This window comes from Arthrobacter sp. 01T428 (genome assembly GCF_056398685.1).
Map to the genome: position 1 here is coordinate 175,929 of NZ_JBFTPW010000006.1, position 16,464 is coordinate 192,392.

13 protein-coding genes are annotated in these 16,464 nt (G+C 64.4%); 6 read left to right on the forward strand and 7 right to left on the reverse strand.

The features are described 5' to 3' along the window. Window positions 1–164: 164 nt before the first annotated feature. Window positions 165–422 carry a type B 50S ribosomal protein L31 gene (locus AC1DJB_RS09475; RefSeq protein ID WP_009358283.1) on the forward strand — a complete coding sequence of 86 codons (258 nt, stop codon included), beginning with the start codon at window positions 165–167 and terminating at the stop codon, window positions 420–422. A gap of 81 nt (window positions 423–503) precedes the next feature. Further along, window positions 504–1,601, forward strand: coding sequence for a lipoate--protein ligase family protein (locus AC1DJB_RS09480; RefSeq protein WP_370872639.1), 1,098 nt, complete (start codon window positions 504–506; stop codon window positions 1,599–1,601). A gap of 35 nt (window positions 1,602–1,636) precedes the next feature. On the opposite strand, the gene AC1DJB_RS09485 is transcribed toward AC1DJB_RS09480, so the two are convergent. The 4 genes from AC1DJB_RS09485 to AC1DJB_RS09500 form a co-directional block, all read right to left on the reverse strand. Next, entirely contained in the window at window positions 1,637–2,074 is a 438-nt protein-coding gene (locus AC1DJB_RS09485; protein ID WP_441437883.1) for a hypothetical protein, read from the reverse strand. Between the two features lie 181 nt (window positions 2,075–2,255). Beyond that, window positions 2,256–2,633: a hypothetical protein gene (locus AC1DJB_RS09490; protein WP_441437884.1), complete on the reverse strand. Its 378-nt coding sequence runs from the start codon at window positions 2,631–2,633 to the stop codon at window positions 2,256–2,258. Window positions 2,634–2,749: 116 nt separating this feature from the next. Next, window positions 2,750–5,389, reverse strand: a complete 2,640-nt coding sequence (pepN, locus tag AC1DJB_RS09495) for an aminopeptidase N (protein ID WP_476910159.1) — start codon at window positions 5,387–5,389, stop codon at window positions 2,750–2,752. A 4-nt stretch (window positions 5,390–5,393) separates the two neighbouring features. Continuing rightward, on the reverse strand, window positions 5,394–6,437 hold the full coding sequence (locus tag AC1DJB_RS09500; RefSeq protein WP_441437886.1) for a YeiH family protein: 1,044 nt from the start codon (window positions 6,435–6,437) through the stop codon (window positions 5,394–5,396). Between the two features lie 113 nt (window positions 6,438–6,550). Between AC1DJB_RS09500 and AC1DJB_RS09505 the strand changes: the two genes are divergently transcribed. The 3 genes from AC1DJB_RS09505 (at window position 6,551) to AC1DJB_RS09515 (ending at window position 9,954) form a co-directional block, all read left to right on the forward strand. Continuing rightward, window positions 6,551–8,107: a circularly permuted type 2 ATP-grasp protein gene (locus AC1DJB_RS09505; protein ID WP_059389248.1), complete on the forward strand. Its 1,557-nt coding sequence runs from the start codon at window positions 6,551–6,553 to the stop codon at window positions 8,105–8,107. 72 nt (window positions 8,108–8,179) lie between these two features. Further along, the gene (locus AC1DJB_RS09510; protein ID WP_078108851.1) at window positions 8,180–9,106 is read left to right on the forward strand and encodes an alpha-E domain-containing protein; all 927 of its coding nucleotides are present in this window, start codon (window positions 8,180–8,182) and stop codon (window positions 9,104–9,106) included. Next, window positions 9,103–9,954: a transglutaminase family protein gene (locus AC1DJB_RS09515; protein ID WP_284988187.1), complete on the forward strand. Its 852-nt coding sequence runs from the start codon at window positions 9,103–9,105 to the stop codon at window positions 9,952–9,954. The genes AC1DJB_RS09510 and AC1DJB_RS09515 overlap by 4 nt, the downstream gene beginning before the upstream one ends. 25 nt (window positions 9,955–9,979) lie before the next feature. Here the strand turns inward: AC1DJB_RS09515 and AC1DJB_RS09520 are convergent, their stop codons facing one another. Next, window positions 9,980–11,431, reverse strand: a complete 1,452-nt coding sequence (locus AC1DJB_RS09520) for an SDR family oxidoreductase (RefSeq protein WP_059389247.1) — start codon at window positions 11,429–11,431, stop codon at window positions 9,980–9,982. Between the two features lie 108 nt (window positions 11,432–11,539). Next, window positions 11,540–12,922: a glucose-1-phosphate adenylyltransferase gene (gene glgC / locus AC1DJB_RS09525; RefSeq protein WP_059389246.1), complete on the reverse strand. Its 1,383-nt coding sequence runs from the start codon at window positions 12,920–12,922 to the stop codon at window positions 11,540–11,542. A 104-nt stretch (window positions 12,923–13,026) separates the two neighbouring features. On the opposite strand from glgC, the gene glgA reads away from it, so the two are divergent. After that, a complete protein-coding gene (glgA, locus tag AC1DJB_RS09530) occupies window positions 13,027–14,226 on the forward strand; it encodes a glycogen synthase (protein ID WP_306959666.1) in 1,200 nt (399 codons plus the stop codon). Window positions 14,227–14,259: 33 nt separating this feature from the next. Here glgA and AC1DJB_RS09535 read toward each other — a convergent pair whose 3' ends face one another. Continuing rightward, entirely contained in the window at window positions 14,260–16,434 is a 2,175-nt protein-coding gene (locus AC1DJB_RS09535) for an acyl-CoA dehydrogenase family protein (protein ID WP_476910160.1), read from the reverse strand. Between the last annotated feature and the right edge of the window lie 30 nt (window positions 16,435–16,464).

Sequence of the window (16,464 nt, forward strand, 5' to 3'; positions counted from 1 at the left end):
TGAGGAGACCGCCCCCGCGGCTGACCTCGGTTCGTTTGGCCCTGCGGTTTCCGCTATGATTGGTTGTTGGCCCGACCGCTGAAATTTGCAAATGGAAGCAACGGACCACCTCCATTCATACCTGGCAACTGGCAAAATCCAGCTGCGTGAACAAAGGTCCCATTATGAAGTCTGATATCCACCCGAAGTACGAAGCTGTTGTATTCAACGACCTGGCTTCCGGCGTCAAGTTCCTGACCAAGTCCACCGTGTCTTCTTCCAAGACCATCGAGTGGGAAGACGGCAACACCTACCCGGTCATCGACGTCGAAATCTCCTCGGAGTCCCACCCGTTCTACACGGGCAAGCAGCGCATCATGGACTCTGCAGGCCGCGTCGAGCGCTTCAACGCTCGCTTCAAGGGCTTCGGCGGCAAGAAGTAATCAACTTCACCTCCAAGCTTCTGTGAAAGCCCGCACCCGCCGTATCTTCGGTGGCTGCGGGCTTTTGCGTTTTCCGGCAGGATGGAAGCCATGACTTCCAGCATGGCTTTCGAGCAACCCGATCCCCTGCTCCACGGCGAATACAAGGTCCCCGGCGGAAAGCTCGTGGTGGTCGACCTCGACGTCGTGGATGGGCAGTTCGCGCACGTCTCGCTCAGCGGAGACTTCTTCCTGGAACCGGACGAGGCCCTGCAGGACATCAACCGGGCGCTCACGGGCCTTCCGGAAAGTTCGACGCCGGCAGAGATTTCCGCTGCCGTCTCCGCCGCATTGCCCGCGGACGCTGTCCTGTTCGGCTTCTCTGCCGACGCCGTCGCCGTCGCTGTCCGCAGGGCGCTGTCCAAGGCGAGCGGGTGGGCGGACCACCAGTGGGAGGTCATCCCGCCGTCGGTCCTTCCCACCCACCTCAATGTAGCGCTGGACGAGGTCCTCACCGAACAGGTCGGGGCCGGGCTACGCAAGCCCACCCTGCGCTTCTGGGACTGGGAAGAGCCGTCGGTGGTAATCGGCAGCTTCCAGTCTTACCGCAACGAGGTGGATCCCGACGGCGTTGCCCGCCACGGCATCACGGTGGTCCGCCGCATCAGCGGCGGGGGAGCGATGTTCATGGAAGCGGGGAACTGCATCACCTATTCGCTCTATGTGCCACAGAGCCTCGTCGATGGCATCAGCTTCGCCGACTCCTACGCGTTCCTGGACGCGTGGGTCATGGCTGCCCTGGAAAAACTGGGCATTACCGCGTTCTACGTCCCGCTCAATGACATCGCCACCGAGCAGGGAAAGATCGGCGGTGCGGCGCAAAAGCGCCTCGCCAACGGCGGCATGCTGCATCATGTCACCATGAGCTACGACATCGACGCCGACAAGATGGTGGAGGTTCTGCGCATCGGCAAGGAAAAGCTTTCCGACAAAGGCACCCGCAGCGCAAAGAAGCGCGTGGATCCACTCCGACGGCAAACCGGCCTGGCGCGGACGGACATCATCAAAGCCATGCAGGAAGTCTTCACCGAGCGCTACGGCGCCACGGAGTCCCGCATCACCGACGCTGAATTGGCGATAGCCCGGGAGCGGGTGCAGTCAAAGTTCGGTACTGAAGAATGGCTGCACCGTGTCCCTTAACTGCACCGTGTTCCTTAACTGCGGGTGTTCCCTCCTTAACCGGCCCGGTACGCGTCCACTGCGTGTTCCAGGACCGGACCGTAGAGCGGCCATGAATCGGCGGGAGCCGCCACGATGAGGACGCTGCTGCCCTTACTCCCCGCTACGAGGCAAGCCATTTCCCGGTATTGGTTGTTGCCGACGCGGGTCACGTAGCTGTCCTCGACACAGGATCCCGTACCGCCAAGGAAAGCCATTCCGGATCGCTCGGCGATTTTGGTGGGCGACGAGGAGTTCTCGTCCGCCAAGTGATCAATCCTGAAGGTGCTCCAATTGTCCAGCGACTCGCTGCCCTGCCGGGGCGTGGCGTTGAAGTAGATCCGAGGTTCACCCGTTGGGGACGAGACAGCCGCGGACACGCTGCCCGGGTCGCTTTCCGCAGGACTCGCATCGGCAGGGACCGAAAGGACCCCGGTGCCATCCGGGAGGTCCATGGTTCTCCAGCCTGCCGGGGCCGGTGCTGCCGTGAACCACCCGAACGGCGCTTCCGCAGACTGCTCGGGGCGGGAACCCGGGCTTTGACCAGCGGAACTGCAAGCTGCGACGGCGATTATCGCAGCAGCCGTGCCCAAGGAGAGCCCGGCGAATAGTGCCGGTTTATTGCGAGGCGGCGTGCTAGCGGTTTCCATCGCCGTCGTCCGGTCCGCCGTTATCGTCGCCGTCGCGGTCGCCGCCATTGGGGTGCCGCGGGGTCGGCGGCGCCATGTGCGGTGGCGCCGGTACCGGCGGCGGGACCACGGCTGGCGGCGCTGGGGGTGGCGGAACGACGGCTGGCGCTGCGGGTGGAACCGTGGCTGGAACGACGGCGGGTGGGGTAGCAGGCGGCGCGACCGGCGTCGCCGTCGGCGCGGGTGACGGTGTGCTTGGGGCGGGCGTTGTACTCGCCGGCGGCCTTGCGGGCGCCGGAGCGGCAGGTTGTCCGCCGAAGCAGCCCCCGAGCAAAAGGCTGGCACCCAGCGCCGCGACGGCAAGCACGGGGCGAGGAATCTTCATGGTGACCGTCCTCAAGAAAGGCCCATGCGGAGCGCCGGGCTTTGCAACTAAAGACGATGCCGGCGATCCCCTTGGTTCAAGGCCAGCAGTCCACCCCGGGATCGCCGGCTCCTGCGTCAGCCCCGCTCGAGCGCCACAGCTTCCCGTTGCGGGGCACCGGCGGCTTGCGCCGCCAGGGCGCGGAACAAATGGCTTCGCTGCTCAATGACGATGCGTCGGAGCGCCCGCGGGGCTGACGTGTGGGTGCCTAGCCAATCGTCCGTGCGTCGAAGCACCGGATGATCTGCCGGCGCCATGCCGGCCTGAAGATCCTGGGCCGAGGGGAACAGCCCCCGGACAATCCGGCCCGCGATCTCGATGCTCCGGGACTGCCATATGTCTTCCAGGCTGTCGAAGTACGGTTCGGTGAAGCCGTCCAGGAGCCCGGACGGGGCAAGGGAGAAGCCTGCGATTGTCGCGCCCAGAATCTCGTTGGAGAGCCCGGTGTCGTTGACTGCGGCATCCCATGCGGCCGTCTTGACGTCGGCATCGGGACGGGCAGCCGCGGCCAGTGCATGGCCTTCGCGTCCGGAGGCGGTGTGGTCCAGGGCGAGTTCGGCATCCAATTCCGGGAGGGTGGCCGCTCCGTTCGCTGCCAATGCCTGCCACAGGCTCCACCGGAGATCCGCATCCACCGCCAGCCCGTCCACTACGACGATGCCGGAGAGAATGCCGCGGAAGAATTCGACGTAGGCGCCATCATGCCGCGACAAGTCTGCCAGGGTCCTGGCCCACGCGAGTTGCTGGTCCGAACCCGGCTCGGAGCTTCGCAACCGCATCGCGCTGGCAGCCATCAGGCCCTCCCGGACCTCATCGCGCTGCGGAGCCGGTACGTAGCGCTCGACGGCGGTCACCGCGTTGCCGAGAACGTTGAGGAGGACGCCGATTCCTGGCTCGGCGGGCGCGAAGCGTTCGACGGCGGCGACGTACAGTGCCGCCGGGGTCACGGCGTCGCGAGCTGAATCCCATAAGGCTGTCCAGCACAATGCCCGGGCCATCGGATCGCTGATCCGGTCCAGGGAGGAACGTACTGTTGCTTCGGACCCCGCATCCAGGCGGACCTTCGCATAGCTGAGGTCGTCGTCGTTGACGAGAAGGAGGGCCGGGCGCTGCTTGCCGGCGAGTCCGCCCACGGTAGTGTCGGCGCCGTCGAGGTCGAGCTCGATGCCCTCGGTTCGGAACAACTGTCCGCCGTCGTCAAAGTTGTAAAGACCTATCCTGAGCCTATGCGGCCGGTGCTCCTGCTTGCCGGTGATGGGGTCCACGGAGTCCTGGCGCAGGGTGACCGCCGCCATGGCATCGCCGCTCCCGGAGATCTCGGCCGCAATGGTGGAGATCCCCGAGGTCTGCAGCCACTGTCGGGCCCAGGTTCCAAGGTCCCGGCCCGATGCCGTGCCCAGGGCTTCCAGGAGGTCGGTCAGCGAGGTGTTGCCGTATTCGTGATCCCTGAAGTAGCGTCGCGAGCCGGCAATGAACGCCTCGAACCCGACGTAGGCCACCAATTGCTTGAGGACGGAAGCGCCCTTTGCGTAGGTAATGCCATCGAAGTTCTGCTTGGCGGCTTCCAGGTCGGGAATGTCCGCCACGATGGGGTGGGTCGTGGGCAGCTGGTCCTGCACATAGGCCCAGGACTTGCGCTTGTTCGCAAAATTCACCCAGGCGGTGTCCCAGTCCGTGGCCTTGTCCACGCCGAGGGTGCCCATGTAGTCGGCGAAGGATTCCTTGAGCCAGAGGTCGTCCCACCAGGTCATGGTCACGAGGTCTCCGAACCACATGTGGGCCATCTCGTGCATGAGGGTGTTGGCGCGGGCTTGGTACTGGGCATCGGTGGCCCGTGAGGTGAAGACGTACTTCTCCGTGAAGGTGACCAAGCCGGGATTTTCCATCGCACCGAGGTTGTACTCCGGCACGAACGCCTGATCGTACTTGCCCCACGGGTAGGGGTAGTCGAAGAGATCGTTGAAGAAGTCCAGGCCGTTCTTCGTCAGCCGGAAAAGCTCCGCGGCGTCGAAGGACTCCTGCATGGATGCGCGGCAATAGAGCGCCAGCGGAACCTCAAGGCTGGTGCCGTCGTCGAGCGTCTTGCTCCAGCGGTCAGTAGCGCGGAAATAGGGACCGGCGAGGACGGTGGTGATATAGGTGGACATCCGCTTGGTGGTGGCGAAGTCCCAGCGGCTCGTAGCCGGGTCGCTGGTCAGTTGCGTCCGGGCAAGCTCTGCGCCGTTGGAAGCCACCTGCCAAGCGGAAGGCGCCATGACGTGGAAGGTGAATTCGGCCTTCAGGTCCGGCTGCTCGAAGTTCGCGAACACGCGGCGGGCATCCGCCGGTTCGTATTGCGTATAGAGGTAGCACTGCCCGTCGGCCGGATCGACGAAGCGGTGCATGCCCTCGCCGGATCGGCTGTAAAGGGCGGTTCCGGTGACCGTGACCTGATTTTCGGCCTGGAGATTGTTGAGGTGGATCCTGTCGCCGTCCACCACCTCGGCGACGTCGAGTCCTTTTCCATTGAGGAAGACGCTGTGCACGCCGCCGTGGATGAAATCCAGGAACGTGGAGGAACCAGGCTCCGCGGAGAAGTCAATGATGCTGCGGCTGGTGTACCCCGGCACGCCGGAATCTGCGGCTTCGCGGACGTCAAGGGAGACATCGTAGCTGTGGGTGCTGATCAGGGCTGAACGGGTGGCGGCTTCAGCGCGCGCCAAGTTGTGATTCGACACCCAGCTATCTAATCATGAAGAAGACTGCGCCCAGGCCCAAGATGGCGATAAGGAACCAGGAGCCAAGCGCGACTAGCGCGGCGCGGCCACCCGTGTGCAACAGCGTGCGGACGCGGACCGCCGAACCCAGCCCGAACAAGGCCGAGGCGAGCAGGATGTCTTGGAGCCCTCCTGCGGCGTCCAGCACGCCAGGACCGAGCCAGCCAACGGAACGGACGGCCACCATCGCGATGAACCCGAGCACGAAGAGAGGGACGATCGGCGGAAACTTACCGCCGTCGTCGTTCGCCTCCGTACCGTTGCGCGACTTCCGCCGCATGGACCATCGTTGCGCAAGGCCCGCCCCGGCCACGATGGGGGCCAGCAGGACCACCCTGGTCAGTTTCACGACGACGGCGAGCGCCAGCGCCACCGGACCGGCAGTCTGTGCAGTCGCGACTACCTGGCCGACGTCGTGCACGGAAGCCCCGGTCCAGGCGCCGAATTGTTCCGGGCTCAGGCCCAAGGGGTGCATGAGCAGGGGCAGGACGCCGATCGCGAGCGTGCCGCAAAGGGTCACCAGGGCAACCGGCAGGACGGTGTCCTGGTGTTTGATGCGGCGTACCGCGGCCATGGCTCCGATCGCGGAGGCACCGCAGATGGAGAAGCCGGTGGCTATCAGCAGGGCCCCCTCGCGGGGAAGCTTTACCAAGCGGGCCAGCCCATAGGTGCCCGCGAAACTGAGGAGCACGACGGCGGCAATCAGACCGAGAGCGAACCAGCCAAGGTCGAGGACATCGACAACGCTGACCTTCAGGCCCAACAGCACGATGCCCGCCCGCATGTGGTGCTTGCCCGCGAAGTCGAGGCCCGGGCGGGCGCGTCCGGCAGCCCATGCCGCCGTGCCCGGTATATTTGCAGCTAACAAACCCAGCGCTACAGCGGCTGTCATGGCAGGGATGGGGGGAAGCAGGGCATGGACAATGAAGGCAAGTCCAGTGGCTGCCACTGCCATGACGATCCCGGCTCCCAATCGGGAGACCGGGGCCGGGAAACGATTGGAGTGCATTCGTCAACCTTGATGCATGCAGGCGCTGAAATGCGAACCGGGTTCACGCTTGGTGTCGCAACATGCAGAACGCGAAATGCGTTCGTAATCGAAAAGGTGATTGTCTGAATCCCATGTCAGAGCTATTCCGGGATTACTCCGAGGCCGCCGCGCGTTCCGGCGCCTACGACGAAATGTTCGCCCCAGGCACCGTTGCCCGAAAGTCCTACGGCCAGGTGGACGGCGCACTTCGCGAGCTTTCGCTTGCGGATGTGAGCGCGCGTGCCGAGTCGATGGCGCGGACCTTCTTGGACCGGGGCGTGACCTTCGATTATGCGGGGGAGGAGAGACCCTTCCCGCTGGATATCGTGCCGAGGGTGATTCCGGCTGACGAGTGGGATGTCCTCGAGCGCGGGGTGGCGCAGCGGGTGCGGGCGCTGGAGGCTTTCCTGGACGATGTCTACGGGCGGATGGCGGTGGTCGCTGATGGCGTGGTGCCGCGGGCATTGGTGACCACGAGCGCGCATTTCCACCGTGCCGTGCATGGTTTCGAACCGGCCGGTGGCGTGCGGGTGCACGTGTCGGGTATCGACGTTGTCCGCGATGCGGCGGGCACCTTCCGGGTGCTGGAGGACAACGTCCGTGTGCCTTCCGGCGTGTCCTACGTGCTGGAGAACCGGCGGGCGATGGCGAAGGGTTTGCCGGAGGCGTTCGGGCAGCAGCACATCCGTCCGGTCGAGGAATACCCGCGGCGTCTGCTGTCGGCGTTGCGGAAGACGGCGCCGTCCGGGGTCGATGACCCCACGGTGGTGGTGCTTACCCCCGGTGTGTTCAACAGCGCCTACTTCGAACACACGCTGCTGGCCGGGTTGATGGGCGTTGAACTGGTCGAGGGCAGGGACCTGATCTGCCGCGGTAACCGGGTCTACATGCGCACCACGGCCGGTGAACAGCGGGTGGACGTGATCTACAAGCGGATCGACGACGAATTCCTGGATCCGCTGCAGTTCCGCTCCGATTCCATGCTCGGGTGTCCGGGACTCGTGAACGCGGCCCGGGCGGGCGGTGTGACGATCGCAAACGCCGTTGGAAACGGGGTGGCCGATGACAAGCTGGTCTATTCCTACGTGCCGGACCTGATCCGGTACTACCTGCACGAAGAGCCGGTGATCGCGAACGTGGAGACTTTCCGGCTGGAGGAGAAGGAAGCCCGGGAGCAGGTCCTGGACCGGCTCGAGGAACTCGTGGTCAAGCCGGTGGACGGTTCCGGGGGCAAGGGCCTGGTGATCGGTCCGGATGCTTCACGGGACGAGCTGGACGCCTTGCGGAAGCGGGTGCTGGCGGATCCGCGAGGCTGGATCGCGCAGCCGGTGCTGCAGCTTTCCACCGTGCCCACCCTCTCGGGAGACCGCTTCGGGCCCCGCCACGTGGACTTGCGTCCGTTCGCGGTCAACGACGGCGACGACGTCTGGGTGCTGCCGGGCGGGCTGACCCGGGTGGCACTGAAGGAGGGCTCGTTGATCGTGAACTCTTCCCAAGGCGGCGGTTCCAAGGACACGTGGGTACTCTCCGACTCCCCGCAACTGCCCGCCGTCGAACTGCCCCGTTCCTCCATCACGGTGCGTGAACAGGTCTCGGTCTGGCCCGTCGAAAGCAACTGGCGGGACCGCCAATCGGACCAGCAGCAGTGATCCGTCACGCTATGGTGCCGGAGCAGGATACATTCATCGTCACAACGCAGGACCCGAAGGAGGCACAGCCCCATGCTGAGCCGTATTGCTGAATCCCTTTTCTGGATCGGCCGTTACGTGGAGCGGGCCGACGGAACGGCCAGAATCCTGGACGTCCATCTAGAACGCCTAAACCACCTTCCGCTCGAGGAGCAACGCAGTGTGGCGAGGGAACTCCTGGCTGTCATGGGAGCCCGGCCACAGAGCGAGGAATTCGGCTTGCCGGAGCTGCTGCACGCCCTCGCCTACGACAAGACGAGTGCCACCTCGATTGCCGGGTCCCTGGGGGCCGCGCGTGAAAATGCGCGGCGCGCGCGCGAGACTGTGTCCTCGTCATTGTGGGAGAGCCTCAACACCACCTACTACGGGCTGAACCAGCACCGTAAAGACGTCGTGGGTACGTACCGCTTCTGCAACTGGGTCCTGGAACGCACCGCAATGGTCAGGGGCCTCGCGGACACTACGGTGAGCCACGACGAAAGCTGGCTCTTCCTGGTCCTCGGTCGCTCGCTCGAACGCGCCGACATGACCGCGCGGATGCTCTCCACCCGGGATGTGCTCTCCGCCGGAATGTCCTGGGTGAACATGTTGCGTTGCGCCGGCGCCTACGAGTCGTTCCTTCGGACCCGCCGTGCGGCGTTCGGAGACCAACACGCCGCGGAGTTCCTCCTGCTGGACCGTTTGTTTCCCCGCTCCATCGTCTTCGCCCTGCGCGACGCCGACGAATGCCTGGCCAAGCTGGATCCCTCCGCCCAGCGGGTGGGCTTCATCAACGACGCCCGTCGGATCGTCGGCCAGGCCCGTACCTTCCTTGAGTTCCATCGCACGGACGATCTCATGTCCGAGCTGCCCGAGCACATGGACCGGGTGCAGAAAGCCGTCACGCAGGCCTCCGACGCGATTTCCCGTAAGTACTTCAATCAGGCGGATGAACTGGCCTGGGTGGGAGAAGTTTCATGACCCGGCTGAGCATCGTCCACAAGACGGCCTACAAATACAACCGCCGAGTGACCCTGTCGTACAACGAGGCACGCATGACCCCGTTGACCGATCCGCAACAGGTGGTGCTTGAATCCTCGCTGAAGATCACGCCGTCGCAAGCTGCCGTGAGCACCTACCGTGACTATTGGGGTACCCGCGTCACCGCCTTCGATATGCAGATGCCGCACGAGCGCCTCGAAGTGGTGGCAACCACCACCGTTGAGGTCCACCGGGTGGAGCGGGTCGCCCTGGACGACGAGATTGTGGGCTGGGATGTGATGGCTTCCGACGAGATCCGGGACCAGTTCAGCGACTGGCTGCCACAGTCGCAGCTCACGGGTCCGGGGGAGGAAGTCCTCGGCATCATTCCCGCCGTCGTCGCCGGCAAGAATCCGCACGAGACAGCCATGGCCATTTTCGAATGGATGCGCGGCGAAATGAGCTATGTGAAGGGCACCACGGGCGTCACCACCAACGCCGAAGAAGCCTGGAACCAGCGTCAAGGAGTCTGCCAGGACCTGGCCCACTTGGCTATCGGCTCACTCCGCAGCTGCGGTATCCCGGCCCGGTACGTGTCCGGGTACATCCATCCGCGGCCCACGGCCGAGATCGGCGAAACCGTCGCGGGCCAATCCCACGCGTGGCTGGAATGGTGGGACGGCGAATGGCGCAGCTGGGATCCCACCAACCACAAGCCTGCCGGAGATCTCCACGTCACCGTGGCGCGGGGCCGGGATTACCGGGATGTTCCGCCCTTGAAGGGGATCTTGTCCGGGGGCGGCGGCTCAGGCCTCACCGTCACTGTCGAGATAACCCGGCTCACTTAGCAGGACCGCGGCCCTCCGCCTGGATTTACCAGGGGGAGGGCTTGTAGTCCTTCAGGAAGACGCCGTACTGGTCTTCGCCGTTTTCGCCCATGACGATGGGATCGTAGACACGCGCCGCTCCATCCACAAGGTCGAGCGGCGCGTGGAAGCCTTCCTCCATGAGCCGCACTTTGGTGTAATGCGGGCGTTCGTCCGTGATCCATCCGGTGTCGACGGCGGTCATCAGGATCCCGTCGCTGTCCAGCATCTCTTGTGCACTGGTCCGCGTCATCATGTTCAACGCGGCCTTTGCCATGTTTGTGTGCGGGTGCCCGGGGCCCTTGTAGGCGCGGGAGAACTGCCCTTCCATGGCCGAGACGTTCACGATGTACTTCCTGCGTGCGGTGGAACGCTTCATGGCCCCTCGGAGTCGGCTGACCAAGAGGAACGGCGCCGTGACGTTGCAGAGTTGAACCTCGAGCATCTCCAGCGGATCTACTTCGTCCACCACCTGGGTCCAGCTATTGATGGCCGCGAGGTCGGGAACCAGGCCGCCGGCATCGATCGCGGTGCCTGTCGCTATCCGCTCCAACGACGCGGAGCCCGTGGACAGCGCGAGCGAGGTAATCGCATCTCCCGCGAGCACGGGATGTTCCGTGACGCTGTGGGTGATGGCCAACGGGTGTTTGTCGTGGGCATGCCCGAAGGTGACGAGTTCGGGGCCGCCGTTGGCTGCCTCCAAGGCCTCAGGCAGCGGCTCGTCCTCGGCATCGACCAAGGGCTTGTACGCATTCCCCGAACGCCGGACGGTCTGGGCGGCGTTGTTGATGATGATATCGAGCGGGCCGGCTTCGTTGAGGGAATCGGTGAGGGCCATGACCTGTGAGGGGTCCCGGAGGTCGATGCCCACAATCCTGAGCCGGTGCAACCAGTCAGCACTGTCTTCCATGGCGGCGAAGCGTCGTGCCGCGTCTTTGGGGAAGCGGGTGGTGATCGTCGTGTGTGCGCCGTCGCGGAGCAAGCGGAGGGCGATGTACATGCCGATCTTGGCGCGCCCGCCCGTGAGGAGGGCGCGGCGTCCGCTGAGGTCGGTGCGGGCATCGCGCTTGCTGTGGCTGAAGGCCGCACATTCCGGGCACAACTGGTGGTAGAACGCGTCTACCTGCGTGTAGTGCTGCTTGCAGATGTAGCAGGGCCTGGAACGGATGAGGTGGCCGGCGATTTCGCCCGTCGCCGAGGTTGCCAGCTTGTTGCCGCGGGTTTCGTCGTCGATCCTGTCCGGGGCCGCGGTGGCGGTCAGTGCGATGACGGCGCGGTCGGCTTCCGCGATCTCGTCCCGTTTGGTGACCCGGCGATGCCGCTTGACGGCTTTGAACATCTTTCCCGTGGCACGACGGATTGCGACGTAGTCCGGGTGCTCCTCGTCGTAGGCGTGGATGGTGTTCAAGACCTTGAGGCAGGCCTGGATTTCTTCAGGCGTCAAATCGGCGGGGCTCATTGGGTCAATTTTACAGGGTCAGGCACAGCAAAGCCTCCCGGGCAACAGAGGCTGGAGGCCTGCTGTCGGCCGGGAGGCCGGGGGCTATCCTGGTTCCGGTGTTCCGGGTCAGACCTCTACCGAGTCCGCCTGGATTTTCGTGACCTGCTCCGCGGAGTCCCTGATGTCGGGGAACTTCTCCGTGGCAGCCTTGATTGCTTCCGGCACCGAGCGGCGGTACTCGGCAGCCAGGGCAAGCTCGGAACCGTCAGGCTCCGGTACTACCTGACCCTTGGCGAGTACGGTGATTCCGGATTCGGTGACCTTGAAGCCGCGCGCGCGGTCGAGGTCGGCATCCAATCCAATGGCGGCCCCGGCAGGAACCTTCACGTTCTTGTCGATGATGGCCCGCTTGATGACGGCGCCTTCACCGATGCGCACCTTGTCCATCAGCACCGAGTCCTGGATCCTGCTGGCCGGTCCAACGTAGACATCGTTGGAGAGGACGGACCCTTCCACGATTCCTCCGGAGATCACCGAGCCGCTGGCCACGATGGAGTCCAAAGCGGTGCCGACCGTGTTGTTGTCTCCCCGGACGAACTTGGCCGGCGGAGAGATGCTCTGCCGCGTGTAGATGGGCCATTCCGAGTTGTACAGGTTGAACACGGGGACCGGGGAAATCAGGTCCATGTGGGCGTCATAGAACGAATCGATGGTTCCAACGTCACGCCAGTAGGTGCGGTCGCGGTCGGTGGATCCGGGGATGTCGTTGAGCGTGAAGTCGTAGACGCCGGCCTCACCCTGGGACACGAAATAGGGGATGATGTCGCCGCCCATGTCGTGCTTGGTGTCCAAGCGCTCCGCATCGATGCGAAGTGCTTCCACCAGGGCATCGGCGTCAAAGACATAGTTGCCCATGGAAGCAAGGAACTGCGAGGGATCGGCGGCGAGGCCTTCCGTTTCAGCGGGCTTTTCCACGAACGCCGAGATCTTCTGGGGATCGTTCTTGTCGACCTCGATGACGCCGAACTGGTTGGCCATGTTCAGCGGCTGGCGGACGGCCGCAACCGTGGCCTTGGCTCCGCTCGCAACGTGCTGTTGAACCATTTGCTGGAAGTCCATGCGGTAGACGTGGTCCGCTCCGACAACCACCACAATGTCCGGGTTGGCGTCGTGAATCAGGTTCAGGGACTGGTAGATGGCATTCGCGCTGCCGAGGAACCAGCTCTTGCCCACGCGCTGCTGGGCCGGAACCGAGGCGACATATCTTCCCAGCTGGGTGGACATCCGCCAGGTCTCGGAGATGTGGCGGTCAAGACTGTGCGACTTGTACTGGGTCAACACCACGATCTGGAGGTACCCGGAATTGACCAGATTCGAGAGAGCGAAATCGATCAACCGATAGCCCCCCGCAAACGGCACCGCAGGTTTTGCCCTGTCTGCCGTCAATGGCATAAGGCGGTTTCCTTCGCCGCCTGCCAACACAATTGACAATACTTTCTTCAACGCCATGGTGTTTGCTCTCCCTGTACGTCTTTGTAGCCCCCGAAAAAAGCCCGGGTTGCCGGACCCTTTCACACTAGAACACATACTCCGGAAGGACTACGTTAGGTAGCGTGCGCGTAGACATTGTGACTAAAGAGTTTCCACCCGAAATCTATGGCGGGGCCGGTGTGCATGTTGCCGAGCTCAGCCGCGTCTTGGCGAAGCACGTGGATCTGCAGGTGCGTGCCTTTGGCGCGCCCCGTGATGCGGACTTCCACGGGGCAACGGTGACGTCGTATTCCACACCGGATGATCTGGGCGCGGCCAATGCCGCTGTCCAGACCCTTGGCGTGGATTTGCGCATCGTGCCGGACATCGCCGGAGCGGACCTGGTCCATTCCCATACCTGGTACGCCAACATGGCCGGCCACCTGGCGTCCCTGTTGCATGGGATACCCCACGTGCTCAGCGCACATAGCCTGGAGCCGTTGCGCCCATGGAAAGCGGAGCAGTTGGGTGGCGGCTACGCGTTGTCCTCATGGGTTGAAAAAACCGCCTATGAGGCTGCCGCCGCTATCATCGCCGTCTCGGAAGGCATGCGGAAGGACATCCTGCGCAGCTATCCGAACGTGGATCCCGCCAAGGTCCGCGTGGTCCACAACGGCATCGACGTCGACATGTGGCAGCCGGACGAAGGCGAAGACGCAATCCGTGCCCTCGGCATCGACCCCGCCAAGCCGAGTGTGGTCTTCGTCGGGCGCAACACCCGGCAGAAGGGCGTTCCTTACCTCCTGAAGGCTGCGGCCAGCCTGCCCGACGATGTGCAGCTTGTGCTGTGCTTGGGCGCGGCGGACACTCCGGAACTCGCGGCCGAAACGGCCCGGCTCATCGAGGAATTGCAGGGCAAACGCGAAGGTGTCCTGGTCATCGAACGCATGCTTCCGCGGCATGAGCTCATCCAGGTCCTCAGCCATGCCACGGCCTTCGCCTGCCCGTCGATCTACGAACCCCTCGGCATCGTCAACCTTGAGGCCATGGCATGTGGCGCAGCCGTGGTGGCCAGCGCTACAGGCGGCATCCCCGAAGTGGTTCAGCACGGTGAAACAGGACTGCTGGTGGAACTGGAGCAGGTCACGGACGGTACCGGCACCCCGCTGGATCCCGAAAAGTTCGTCGCAGATTTCGCCGCCGCCCTCAACGAGGTGGTGTCCGATCCTGCGCGAGCCAAGGTCATGGGCGCCGCGGGCCGCGTCCGGGCGGAGGAACACTTTTCCTGGGAATCGATCACCGAAACAACCCTTGAGGTCTATCGCTCGGTCCTCACCCCGTAGCCCACCAGCCCAACTGACTCGCAGTAAGTGTCGTTATGAGGGCTCATAACGACAACAAATGCGAGTCAGTTGGGGAAGAACGACGGCGGCGCCGCACCCCCGCTGAGGGGTGCGGCCCTTCAAGGCGAGGAGGCTCTTCTCCTCGGCGGGTGCCTCGCCGCTTGCCCTCTGCGCCTGGAAGTAGCCCCGGGCTTCGTCCTGGCGTTCCTTCTCGGCCCCCGAGGCGATGGCCGCCCGCAAGTGCTCCGGACCGTAGCCGAAGGAATCGACCAGGTCCAGGGCGTGGGGACGGATCTTGACGAGCAGCCTGTTGATGTAGGCCCCCACAGTGCGTCCGCGCTGCATGGAGAGGCGGCCGTTCATGAGGTACCAGGACAAGTGCTTCTCAATGAGCGAAAGGCCGAACAGGTCGCGGAGCCAGGTCAGCACTCGCAAGGTGCCCGGATCGCCGACCTTGCCAAGGGCTTCCGTGAACGCTTCCCATTGCAGTAGCTCGGCGTGGGCCTGGGCGGCTTCAATCAGATCGTCCTGGTGCTGGTTGAACAGGGCGGCGCCTTGGTGCTGCGGAAGCTTGTTCGCACCCTTGAGCGCCGAACCGACCTCCGCCACCATGGACTGCACCCGGTCCGTCAGGAGCGTGCGTTGGCCTTCCTCGTCCCGCAGGGCCAAAGCAGCCTTCTGGACTGATCCGGTGTCCGCCACGAACTGCGCCACTTGCCGCAGGCCGGTCCGGTTGATGGCGACGTCGGCAGCCTGGGCAGCGACGAAGCGGGCCAGCACGCCAAAGTCGACATTGCGGAACTCTTTGGCATAGTCCGCCAGGAGGCGCTTAGCCACGAGCTGCAGAAGCACGGTGTTGTCCCCTTCGAAAGTGGCATAGACGTCCAGGTCCGCACGCAGCGAGGCGAATCGGTTCTCGATCAGGAATCCGGCGCCGCCGCAGGCCTCGCGGCACTCTTGCAGGGTGTCGAGGGCGTGCCAGGTGCTCATCGGCTTGAGGGCGGCGGCCAGGGTCTCGAGGTCCTGGCGGTCGGCGTCGGTGTCGTGCCGGCCGGAGAAGACATCGTCGAACTTTTCGAGCAGCTGCTCATGCGCGAAGCTCGCCGCAACGGTGGTGGCAAGGCGAGTGAACAAGCGGCGCTGGTGCCGCTGGTAGTCCAGCAGTACTTCCTCGTCCGTGGGGGATGAGGCGTTGAACTGGCGCCGTTCGGCGGCGTACCGGATGGCTGTCGTCAAGGCCACCTTGCTGGCTGCGACTGCGGCTCCGTCGAGGGAGACCCGGCCTTGCACCAAAGTACCCAGCATCGTGAAGAAGCGCCGTCCCGGGCTGGCGATCGGCGAGGTGTATTCGCCGTCGGGGGCGACGTTGCCGTAACGGTTGAGCAGGCTGGTGCGCGGGACGCGGACGTCGGTGAAGTGGAGGCGGCCGTTGTCGATCCCGTTGAGCCCGCCCTTGATACCGTCGTCCTCGCCGCCGATTCCGGGCAGGAACTCTTTGGTGTCCGGGTCCCTCAGCTCGACATAGAACGCGTGGACGCCATGGTTCACATTGCGGGTGACCAGTTGGGCGAATACGACGGCGGCCAGGCCATCCTCGGCTGCGTTGCCGATGTAGTCCTTCCACGCGGCGCGGAACGGAGTGTTGATGACGAACTCCTGGGTGGCCTCGTCGTAGGTGGCCGTGGTGGCAATGCTCGCAACATCGGAGCCGTGCCCGGTTTCGGTCATGGCGAAGCAGCCGGGGATCTCCAGGCTCATGATCCCGGGCAGCCATTTGTCCTGGTGCTCTTTCGTGCCGAGGTGCATCACGGCTGAACCGAAGAGGCCCCACTGGACGCCGGCCTTGATCTGCAGTGATGGATCGGCAGTGACGAGCTCCTCGAAGCCGGCGATGTTGCCGCCGTGGTCATCCGAACCGCCCAGGCTGGTGGGGAAAGCCCGGTGCACGGCGTTGTTGTCCACGAGGTACTTGAGCTGCCCGAAGACGCGCTTGCGGTGCTCGGTATGCGTCAAGCCTTCGATCTTGTGCACCTCGGGGCGGCCCGCGAGGTCACGTGCCGTGTGCCGGATGTGGGCCCACTTGCCGAGCAGCAGTTCGCCAAGGGCCGCTACGTCCACCGTGGGGGCGGGCTCAACTGGCTGTGTGGTTGCAGCCGTTTCCGCGGCCACCCGGTTGCTGGAGGAGGTGCGGTCCACTACTTCAGTCATGGTCATTCCTTCTTTGGTTCCGAACAACGT

Bases quoted from the DNA above. Each gene is read 5' to 3' on its own strand.
- AC1DJB_RS09475 (WP_009358283.1), top strand. From the start codon at position 165: ATGAAGTCTGATATCCACCCGAAGTACGAAGCTGTTGTATTCAACGAC.
- AC1DJB_RS09480 (WP_370872639.1), top strand. From the start codon at position 504: ATGGAAGCCATGACTTCCAGCATGGCTTTCGAGCAACCCGATCCCCTG.
- AC1DJB_RS09485 (WP_441437883.1), bottom strand. From the start codon at position 2,074: ATGGACCTCCCGGATGGCACCGGGGTCCTTTCGGTCCCTGCCGATGCG.
- AC1DJB_RS09490 (WP_441437884.1), bottom strand. From the start codon at position 2,633: ATGAAGATTCCTCGCCCCGTGCTTGCCGTCGCGGCGCTGGGTGCCAGC.
- AC1DJB_RS09500 (WP_441437886.1), bottom strand. From the start codon at position 6,437: ATGCACTCCAATCGTTTCCCGGCCCCGGTCTCCCGATTGGGAGCCGGG.
- AC1DJB_RS09505 (WP_059389248.1), top strand. From the start codon at position 6,551: ATGTCAGAGCTATTCCGGGATTACTCCGAGGCCGCCGCGCGTTCCGGC.
- AC1DJB_RS09510 (WP_078108851.1), top strand. From the start codon at position 8,180: ATGCTGAGCCGTATTGCTGAATCCCTTTTCTGGATCGGCCGTTACGTG.
- AC1DJB_RS09515 (WP_284988187.1), top strand. From the start codon at position 9,103: ATGACCCGGCTGAGCATCGTCCACAAGACGGCCTACAAATACAACCGC.
- AC1DJB_RS09520 (WP_059389247.1), bottom strand. From the start codon at position 11,431: ATGAGCCCCGCCGATTTGACGCCTGAAGAAATCCAGGCCTGCCTCAAG.
- glgC (WP_059389246.1), bottom strand. From the start codon at position 12,922: ATGGCGTTGAAGAAAGTATTGTCAATTGTGTTGGCAGGCGGCGAAGGA.
- AC1DJB_RS09535 (WP_476910160.1), bottom strand. From the start codon at position 16,434: ATGACTGAAGTAGTGGACCGCACCTCCTCCAGCAACCGGGTGGCCGCG.